Source organism: Pseudomonas sp. D4002, from assembly GCF_013385665.1.
GTDB lineage: Bacteria > Pseudomonadota > Gammaproteobacteria > Pseudomonadales > Pseudomonadaceae > Aquipseudomonas.
In genome coordinates, this window is the sequence record NZ_JACAPN010000067.1 from 1 (window position 1) to 9,426 (window position 9,426).

The 9,426-nt window shown below is 61.6% G+C and carries 8 protein-coding genes; 5 read left to right on the forward strand and 3 right to left on the reverse strand.

Annotation, left to right across the window (positions count from 1 at the left end; genetic code table 11):
- Positions 1 to 165: 165 nt before the first annotated feature.
- The 3 genes from sixA to HX824_RS31950 are packed head-to-tail and all read right to left on the reverse strand — an operon-like array spanning position 166 to position 1,995.
- The gene (sixA, locus tag HX824_RS31940; protein WP_102606228.1) at positions 166 to 615 is read right to left on the reverse strand and encodes a phosphohistidine phosphatase SixA; all 450 of its coding nucleotides are present in this window, start codon (positions 613 to 615) and stop codon (positions 166 to 168) included.
- On the reverse strand, positions 612 to 959 hold the full coding sequence (locus HX824_RS31945) for a DUF4389 domain-containing protein (RefSeq protein ID WP_003210547.1): 348 nt from the start codon (positions 957 to 959) through the stop codon (positions 612 to 614). The genes sixA and HX824_RS31945 overlap by 4 nt, the downstream gene beginning before the upstream one ends.
- A 10-nt stretch (positions 960 to 969) precedes the next feature.
- Positions 970 to 1,995: an NAD(P)H-dependent glycerol-3-phosphate dehydrogenase gene (locus HX824_RS31950; protein WP_003210548.1), complete on the reverse strand. Its 1,026-nt coding sequence runs from the start codon at positions 1,993 to 1,995 to the stop codon at positions 970 to 972.
- Between the two features lie 195 nt (positions 1,996 to 2,190).
- Here HX824_RS31950 and HX824_RS31955 point away from each other — a divergent pair, with 195 nt between their 5' ends.
- The 5 genes from HX824_RS31955 to fabB all read left to right on the forward strand — a co-directional run bounded on the left by HX824_RS31955 (position 2,191) and on the right by fabB (position 9,149).
- A complete protein-coding gene (locus HX824_RS31955) occupies positions 2,191 to 4,323 on the forward strand; it encodes a TonB-dependent siderophore receptor (protein ID WP_085984626.1) in 2,133 nt (710 codons plus the stop codon).
- Between the two features lie 20 nt (positions 4,324 to 4,343).
- Positions 4,344 to 5,255, forward strand: coding sequence for an ABC transporter substrate-binding protein (locus tag HX824_RS31960; protein WP_052024261.1), 912 nt, complete (start codon positions 4,344 to 4,346; stop codon positions 5,253 to 5,255).
- Positions 5,252 to 7,153 (forward strand): ATP-binding protein, encoded by a 1,902-nt coding sequence (locus HX824_RS31965; RefSeq protein WP_177019615.1) that lies wholly within the window; start codon positions 5,252 to 5,254, stop codon positions 7,151 to 7,153. The genes HX824_RS31960 and HX824_RS31965 overlap by 4 nt, the downstream gene beginning before the upstream one ends.
- A 248-nt stretch (positions 7,154 to 7,401) precedes the next feature.
- Positions 7,402 to 7,917 carry a 3-hydroxyacyl-[acyl-carrier-protein] dehydratase FabA gene (fabA, locus tag HX824_RS31970; RefSeq protein ID WP_003210552.1) on the forward strand — a complete coding sequence of 172 codons (516 nt, stop codon included), beginning with the start codon at positions 7,402 to 7,404 and terminating at the stop codon, positions 7,915 to 7,917.
- A gap of 11 nt (positions 7,918 to 7,928) precedes the next feature.
- Positions 7,929 to 9,149 (forward strand): beta-ketoacyl-ACP synthase I, encoded by a 1,221-nt coding sequence (gene fabB / locus HX824_RS31975; RefSeq protein ID WP_003210553.1) that lies wholly within the window; start codon positions 7,929 to 7,931, stop codon positions 9,147 to 9,149.
- Positions 9,150 to 9,426: the final 277 nt, after the last annotated feature.

The window sequence follows — 9,426 nt, forward strand, 5'->3', positions numbered from 1 at the left end:
CGGGCCGGAGTGCGGGCATGCCGAGCCTAGGCGAGGCACCGAGTGGTGGGGCAAAGACCTTTTGGTTACTTTTGGGGCGTTTGCCAAAAGTGACCCGCTGTAAGAGCGGAACCCTAAGTGGCCGTTACCGAAGAAACGGATATGTACCCAAAACCAAACCCAACCTTAAGGATTCCGAACACTCAAAAGACTCATCAACCCCGCCAACGGAAAATCCCCCTCCAACTCCGCCAAACTCGCCGTACTCATAGCCTGCGGCTGCCGAAAATGCCCATGCTGCAAATAACTGATCAGCCCCCCCACAAACGGCTGATGACTAACCAACAACACATCATCGTCATTATCGAGATGCTTGAGCACCTCCAGCGGATTACTCTCGGGCGTCAACCAAGGCACAGTGCGGATCTCAGGCTCAAACCCCAACGCCTCCCGCACCAACTGCGCCGTCTGCTGCGCCCGCACATACGGACTGGCAATAATCGCCCGCACAGGCTGCCCAATCAGATGCCCCGCACTGCGCAACACCTCATCGCGCCCATGGGCCGTCAAATTACGCTCGGCATCCGTACGCGCATGCCCCTCGGCCTCACCGTGACGCAACACCCACACCTTCATAGCTTGGGTTCCTCATCACGCGCCGGATGCGGTGCAGGCGGCACACTGTGGGCAGCCTCACCTTCCGGTGCACGGGGCGTCGGCCAATCTGCAAACGGCCAAGGCTTCTGATCACTGTGAAAACTGCCAAACCGCCCAATCTGCGCCAAAAACTGACTCAGGCTGTCACCAAAATTCATCAGCCCCAGGTTCGGCGCCCCATACACCAGGCGATAAACCAGTTGCACCACCACCAGCGCGCCCAGCAGAAACTGCGCCACTTGCCACACCAGGGCAAACACCAGCATCCACAGGACACGCAGGCCGATGGACTCGTACTTGGGTGCTGCTTTCGGATCGTTCATGACGCGTTCCTCAGTTGAAACCACTGGTGGAAATAAAGTCGACATCGGTTTTAGGCTCGGCGCGCATCAGCAACTCGATGACCTGGTTCAAGGTGCGCCCTTCAAACAGGATCGCGTGCAACCCGGCAACCAGCGGCATATACACCCCGACCTCCTGAGACTTGGCCTTCAGCACCTTCAGGGTGTTGACGCCTTCCGCCACTTCGCCCAAACGCGTCACGGCGTCTTCCAGGCTCAAGCCCTGGCCAAGGGCAAAACCGACCTGATAGTTGCGGCTTTTCGGTGACGAGCAGGTGACGATCAGGTCGCCCACACCCGCCAGGCCAAGGAAGGTCATCGGGTTGGCGCCCTGATTGACCGCAAACCGGGTCATCTCGGCCAGGGCGCGAGTGATCAGCATGCTCTTGGTGTTTTCACCCATGCCCAGCGCAACCGCCATGCCGGCGATGATCGCGTAGACGTTCTTCAACGCCCCGCCCAGCTCGACGCCGAAACGGTCGGCACTGGCGTACACGCGGAAGGTGCGACCGTGCAGCACCTCCTGCACCCGCTCGCAGAGTTCTTCGTCTTCACTGGCGATCACCGTGGCAGTCAGCGCGTGCTCAGCCACTTCCCGCGCCAGGTTCGGCCCGGACAACACGCCAATCCGCGCTTCGGGGGCGATTTCTTCAAGGATCTCGCTCATCAACTTGAAGGTGTGCGCCTCAATGCCCTTGGTCAGGCTCACCAGCAGCTTGCCCGCCAGCCGCTCGGCATGGGGTGCAAGCACCGAACGCAAAGCGCTGGAGGGCAGCGCGACGAAGCACAGGTCGCACTCGTCCAGCGTCGCCTGTAAATCAGTCACCGGCTCCACGGCCGGCAGAATCTTGATGCCTTTAAGGTAACGGGGGTTTTCCCGGTTGACCCGAATGGCTTCGGCTTGCTCGGGGTCACGCATCCATTGGCGCACCCGGTGACCATTTTCAGCCAGCAGATTAGCCACGGCGGTACCAAAACTTCCGCCTCCCAGGACCGCAATAGGGCGCTGTTCAGTCATATGCAATCCGTTAATCCATAGCAGTGGCGATGGCCGCATTATACGGAGCGACCCGCCTGCGGCCAGCCCCCGCGTCAATTCAAACGCTTGTCGGAAAATGCGACATTTGTGCGAAGTAATTACAGGGCCGACGACTGGCAAAAGGCCCCACCTCAGTTAACATGGGCGGCTATCCGTAATTATCAAGGCCGTGCCGTGTATTTGGGCCCTCCTCCTCGCTCATCCCTTCTGCTGACGTTGTTGTGCATGCCGTGGTGCAGTGTGCCGGTGCTGGCTGACGACCTGTTCCTCGACAGCCAGCCGCTGCCGCAGGTGCTGACCGCCACCCGGCTCAAGCAATCGGCCGCCGCCGTGCCCGGCAGCATGACGGTGATCGACAGCGAGCTGATCAAGGCCAGCGGCGCACGGGATATCCCCGAACTGCTGCGGCTGGTGCCCGGGATGATGGTCGGCTACACCACCGGCAACCAGGCCGCCGTGAATTACCACGGCACCCAGGCGGGCGATGCGCGGCGCATGCAGGTGTTGATCGATGGGCGCTCGGTGTACCGCGCGGGCCTGGCCACGGTGGACTGGAGCGATATTCCGGTAGCCCTGGAAGACATCGACCGCATCGAGGTCTTCCGCGGCCCCAATACCGTCAGCTACGGCGCCAACGCGCTGATGGCCGTCGTCAACATCCTCACCCGCTCGCCGGCCAACAGCCATGGCACGCGGATGAAACTCACCCAGGGCGGCCGAGGGATCAACGACTGGTACGCCAGCCAGGGCATGGGCTGGGACACCGGCGATTTGCGCCTGTCACTCTCCGGTCAACAGGACGATGGCTTTGACAGCGACCGCGTGGGCGCTGACCGCCGCGACGGGCGCCGCCTGAACCGCTTCAGCCTGGCCGTGAGCCAGACCCTGAATGCGCAACAAAGCATCGACTGGCAACTGGACGCCAAGGAAGGCACCAACCAGCGCCCTTACACCTACCAACCAGTGTTCGACGGGATTACCGAAGGCGGTAACAATTCCGACGTCAGCGCCAAGGACTATGCCGGTTCCCTGCGCTGGAACTTCGACTTCAACCCCGATCACAGCCTGTATATCCAGGGTTCGGCCCAGCAGTGGGATCGCCGGCAGATCTGGCGCGCGTGCGATGCCAAGGTCTCGTTCAGCCCGGAACTGACGCAGCTGTGGCAGCTCAACCCCAACTATGCCGAGCGACTGGCCCGGCACATGAACAACTTCAACCCAGGCAACCTCCCACCCGGCAGCGCCGCCGAGCAGGCACTGGCCCGCCAGGTGCTCCAGCAATGGGGAGACGGCGGCAAGGACCCGGTCTGCGGCAACATCGACCAAAGCACCAAGGAAAGCCGCTACGACCTGGAGCTGCAAGACACCCTCAGCCTGTCCGACAGCCTGCGCCTGGTCAGCGGCATGAACTACCGCTACGACCGCGCCGACTCCGACACCTACTTCAACGGCACCCTGGACGACACCACCTGGCGCCTGTTCGGCCACCTGGAATGGCGGGCCAGCGAACACTGGCTGCTGCAGGGCGGCGCGATGTACGAAGACACTCACCTGAGCGGCAACTCGCTGACGCCACGGGTGGCCGTCAACTACCTGATCAACCCGCGCCACGGCCTGCGCGCGGTGTACTCCGAAGCCATTCGCTCCCCGGACATGTTCGAGAACAACGTCAACTGGAGCTACCGCGTCACCAACCTCAGCTCGCCGGCCTACGGCCAGAACTCCGGCCAATACTTCGTGGTGACCCGTGGCCCGGGCAACCTCGACAAAGAGCTGATGCGCTCCCGGGAGCTGGGCTACAACGGCTTTTTTGCCGACATCGGGCTGAACGTCGACGTGAAGCTGTTCTACGACGAAATCAGCGAAATGGTCAGCGAGCCGCTGCGCAACAACCAGTACATCGCCAGCAACTCGAACAGCTCGCGCTTTACCGGCACCGAAACCCAGCTCGACTGGCACATGAGCACCGCCGACCGGCTGCGCGTCACCTATGCTTATGTGGATGCCAGCGCCACCAACCCCCTGGACAGGCAGCAGACCGCGCGCAACAGCGGCTCGGCCGGCTGGATGCGGGAATGGGGCCATGGCTGGTCCAGCGCGGTGTTCTACTATGGCGACGATGCGCTCAACCAGTATCGCTTCGAACGGGTCGACCTGCGGGTGGCCAAGCGCATTGCCTTGGGCAAAGCCAACGTGGAGCTGGCCGGCATGTTGCAACAACGCCTCGACAATCAGCCCACCACCTGGCCCGACAACAACTATGACCAACGCCACGTGCTCTACTTCAGTGCGGAGTTAGAGTTCTAGTGGACAGCGACTCGTCACGGATGACCCTGCCCTTTACCGCCCGGCTCTGGCGGTGCTGTGTGTTGCTTGGGGTTTTACTGTTCGGCGCACCGACATGGGCAGCGGATATCCTGCTGACCGCCGACGAAGACGGCCCGGGCGTACAAACATTCGTCCAGGCCCTGGCCCTGCAGCGTCCCGAAGACAGCGTGAAGTTCACCCCGCTCAAGGACCTGCCCGCCCCTGCAAACTTGCCGACCAGCACCCGCCTGATCCTGCTGGACCTGCCCAGCCTTGACTGGCGCCTGCAAGACGCCCAGGGCCCACCGACCCTGGTGCTGCGCATCAGCCGCCTGCAAGCGCGCCAGCGCCTGGGTGCCACGTTGCCTGCGAAGATCAGCCTGCTGTGGAGCGACCCACCGCTGGACCGACAACTGCGCCTGATCACCGGCATCCTGCCTCAGGCCCGGCGCATCGGCGTGCTCTATGGCATCGACAGCGAGTTCCTGCTGCGCGAGCTGCGCCAGTACGCCGCGCCCATGGGCCTGGAGATCGTGCCCCAGCTTTGGGAAAACATTAATGACAGTCGCCCGCTGCAAAGCCTGTTCAAGAACAGCGACGTCTTGCTGGGGCTGGATGATCCCCAGCTGTACAACCCGAAAACCGCGAAAAACCTGCTGCTCAGCAGCTACGCCAGGCAATTGCCACTGGTCGGGCCCAACGCCGGGTTCGTCAAGGCCGGCAGCCTGGCCAGCACCTACAGCGATCAGACCGACTGGCTGGATGTGCTCGACCGCCTGCTGGATCATGCGCCGGCCAGTTGGCCGCGCTCGCTGTACCCGGAACGTTTCAAAGTCGTAGGCAACCCGCAGGTTGCGCGCTCACTGGGGATCGAACAGGTGGACGAAACCAACGTCGCCGCCCGCCTGGCCGAAGGAGAAAAACGCCCATGACATTTCGTCGCCGTTGGGACATCAACACCCGGACCCAGCTCATTACCCTGGGCCCGGCACTCCTGCTGACGCTGCTGTTGATCAGCTTCTTCACCTTCGTGCGGATCCAGGACCTGCGCCAGGAACTGGACCACACCGGCCAGTTGATCGCCAACCAACTGGCGCCGGCCACCGAATACGGGGTGATTTCCGGCAACAACGACGTGCTTGAAAGCCTGTTGCGGGCCACCCTCGCCACGCCGCACGTGCGCTTCCTGGAGATTCAGGACAGCGCAGAAAATATCCTGGTGTATGTCGAGCAACCGTCGGAGAAGCACGATCGCTCGCTGTCGGTGAAAGTCTTCCAGGCGCCGATTCGCCTGCAACATATCCAGCTGGGCAATGACTTCTTCCAGGACAGTACTGCCGAGCCCAAGGCCCCGCGCGCGGACTACCTGGGGCGAGTGATTGTCGGCATGTCCAACGATGCGTTCAGCCAGCGCCAGCAGGAAATCCTGTTCAAGGCCGGGATTCTCGCGCTGTTCGCCCTGCTGTTTACCTTCCTGCTGGCCCGGCGCCTGGCGGCCAGCCTGTCGCAACCGATCAGCGCCATGGGCAATGCGGTCAAGGCGATCCAGCAGGGCGATTACCAGACGCCGCTGCCCATCGTGGATGACTCGGAGCTGGGCGACCTGTCGCGCCACATCAATAACCTAGCCGATGGCTTGAACCAGGCCAGTCGTGAACAGCACCAGGCCATGGCCCAGTTGATCCAGACCCGCGAAGAAGCCGAGCGGGCGAACAATGCCAAGTCGGACTTCCTGGCAATGATGAGCCATGAATTGCGCACGCCGATGAACGGGGTGCTGGGCATGCTGCAACTGCTGGAAACCACCGACATGACCGAGGAACAGACCGAATACGCGGCGCTGGCCTCGGAGTCCACCGAACACCTGCTGAAGGTGATCAACGACATCCTCGACTTCTCGCGCATCGAGCGCGCGGCCCTGGAGCTTGAGCACATTCCGTTCGACCTGGTGGAGCTGATCAGCAGTTGCGCCCAGGCCTTCCAGCACGCCGCCCAACAACGCGGGCTGGCGCTCGAAGTGCCGATCCCCCAGGGCCTGGGCTCGCTGCAGGTACAGGGCGACCCGACCCGCATCCGGCAGATTTTGGTGAACCTGATCGGCAATGCCCTGAAGTTCACCGAGCAGGGCACCGTCACCGTCGAACCCCACTGGCAGACCCTGGACCATGAATTGCTGTGGTTCACCTGCACCGTGCGCGATAGCGGGATTGGCATCTCCGCCGAGCGCCTGGAACTGATGTTCGATGCGTTCCAGCAAGCCGACAGTTCCATTTCAAGACGTTACGGCGGCACCGGACTGGGACTGCCTATCGCACGCACCCTGGCCGAACGCATGGGCGGCACCCTGCGCGCCCAGAGCGAAGAAGGCCACGGCTCGGTGTTCACCCTGGAAATCCCGCTGGCGATCTACCAGCAGAGCTTGCCGGTGCTCGCGCCGAATACCGAAGGCAATGCCCGCGCGGGCGAAGGGCGCAACGTGTTGCTGGTGGAAGACAACCCGGTCAATCGCACGGTGGTCGAAGCCATGCTGCGCAGCCTGGGGTTCGAGGTGAGCATCGCCACCGACGGCGCCGAAGCGATTCGCAGCGCCGAGAGCCTGATTTTTACCGCAATCCTGATGGACTGCCGACTGCCGGGCATCGATGGCTACGAGGCTACCCGGCAGATTCGCCAGTTGCCCGGTTGCGCCGAGCTGCCAATCATTGCCCTCACGGCCAATGCCTTGCAGGGCGATCGCGAAGCCTGCCTGGCAGCTGGAATGAACGATTACCTGGCAAAGCCGTTCAAACGCACGGATTTGCAGCAAATCCTGCAGAGATGGGTGCAGTAACACGGTGCCATCAGCCAACTGCGACTGGCGTGAAAGACGAAAGTGCGGCAGTCTTAGGCACCCGAACGGGCCCGTAAACCGGCCCGGTTTATAATTTCAGTGCACAAGTGTACATTCATGACCTTGACGCTGTGACTTTCACTACAACGCAATAGTCTATGTGTAGGCTGCCGATATGAGGCATGAACGCTTCAGTCGGCCGGGAAGATTTGCCCTGCCCTGCCGCATGGGATTATTGAGGAGCTCGCATGACCAAACAAAACGCCTTTACTCGGGAAGACCTGCTGCGCTGCAGTCGCGGTGAGCTGTTCGGCCCAGGTAACGCGCAACTGCCCGCCCCGAACATGCTGATGGTGGATCGCATCACCCATATCAGCGAAGAGGGTGGCAAGTACGGCAAAGGTGAATTGGTCGCCGAGCTGGATATCACCCCTGACCTGTGGTTTTTCGCCTGCCATTTCGAAGGCGATCCGGTGATGCCGGGCTGCCTGGGCCTTGACGCCATGTGGCAGCTGGTCGGTTTCTACCTGGGCTGGCAAGGCCTGCCGGGCCGCGGTCGCGCCCTGGGTTCGGGCGAAGTGAAGTTCTTTGGCCAGGTCTTGCCGACCGCCAAGAAAGTCACTTACAACATTCAAATCAAGCGCGTCCTCAAGGGCAAGCTGAACCTGGCCATTGCCGATGGTTCGGTGACTGTCGACGGTCGCGAGATTTATACTGCCGAAGGCCTTCGGGTCGGCGTATTCACTTCCACTGACAACTTTTAAGGGTTATCCGCATGCGCCGCGTCGTTATCACTGGTCTGGGCATTGTTTCGTGCCTGGGCAATGACAAAGAGACCGTCTCCGCTAACCTGCGTGCAAGTCGCCCTGGCATCCGCTTCAACCCGGAATATGCCGAAATGGGTCTGCGTAGCCAGGTTTCCGGCTCCATCGACCTGCCCCTCGAAGAACTGATCGATCGCAAGATCTATCGCTTCGTCGGCCACGCAGCCGCTTACGCCTACCTGGCCATGAAGGACGCGATCACCGATTCCGGCCTGAGCGAAGACCAGGTATCCAACGTGCGCACCGGCCTGATCGCCGGTTCCGGTGGCGCGTCGACCTTGAACCAGATGGAAGCGCTGGACATCCTGCGCGAGAAAGGCGTCAAGCGCGTTGGCCCGTACCGCGTCACGCGGACCATGGGCAGCACCGTTTCCGCCTGCCTGGCCACGCCGTTCAAGATCAAGGGCGTGAACTACTCGATCTCCTCCGCTTGCGCCACCAGTGCTCACTGCATCGGTACCGCTGTAGAGCAGATCCAGTTGGGCAAGCAGGACATCGTGTTTGCCGGCGGCGGTGAAGAAGAACATTGGAGCCAGTCGTTCCTGTTCGACGCCATGGGCGCTCTGTCGACCCAGTACAACGAAACCCCGGACAAAGCCTCCCGCGCCTATGACAAGAACCGTGATGGTTTCGTCATTGCCGGCGGTGGCGGCATGGTGGTGGTCGAGGAGCTGGAACACGCCCTGGCCCGTGGTGCGAAGATCTACGCGGAAATCGTCGGCTACGGCGCGACGTCCGACGGCTACGACATGGTTGCGCCAAGCGGCGAAGGCGCCATCCGCTGCATGCAAATGGCCATGTCCACCGTTGATACCCCGATCGACTACCTGAACACCCACGGTACTTCGACTCCGGTCGGCGACTCCAAGGAAATGGAAGGCGTGCGTGCGGTATTCGGCGACAAGGCTCCGGCGATCAGCTCTACCAAGAGCCTGTCGGGTCACTCCCTGGGCGCCGCTGGCGTTCACGAAGCGATCTACTGCCTGCTGATGATGGAAGGCAACTTCATGGCGGGTTCTGCCAACATCGAGGAACTGGACCCGGACGTGGCTGACATGCCTATCCTGACCAAGACTCGTGAAGATGCGACCATCAATACAGTGATGAGCAACAGCTTCGGCTTTGGTGGCACTAACGCCACCCTGGTGCTGAAACGTTGGCAGGGTAAGTAAGCTCCCGCAGCTTGATCGCCTGAAAACGCCCCGACTGGTTCGGGGCGTTTTTTTTGCCTCGGTTGTTGGGTGTATATCCATTATTTGGGTGATGGCCGCCTAGGGTTCCGCTCTTACAGCGGCTCACTTTTGAACAGCCGGAATGCCAGCCCAGTCAAGTCCAGTTCGGCCAGCGTGGTTTAACGGGGCGCCCAAGATCAAGATCAAAAGCAGAGCACAGCGGCCTCCCGGCCGGCTTGAGTGTTGAAAAGCAAAAGCCAAATCAAAAGCTAAAGCG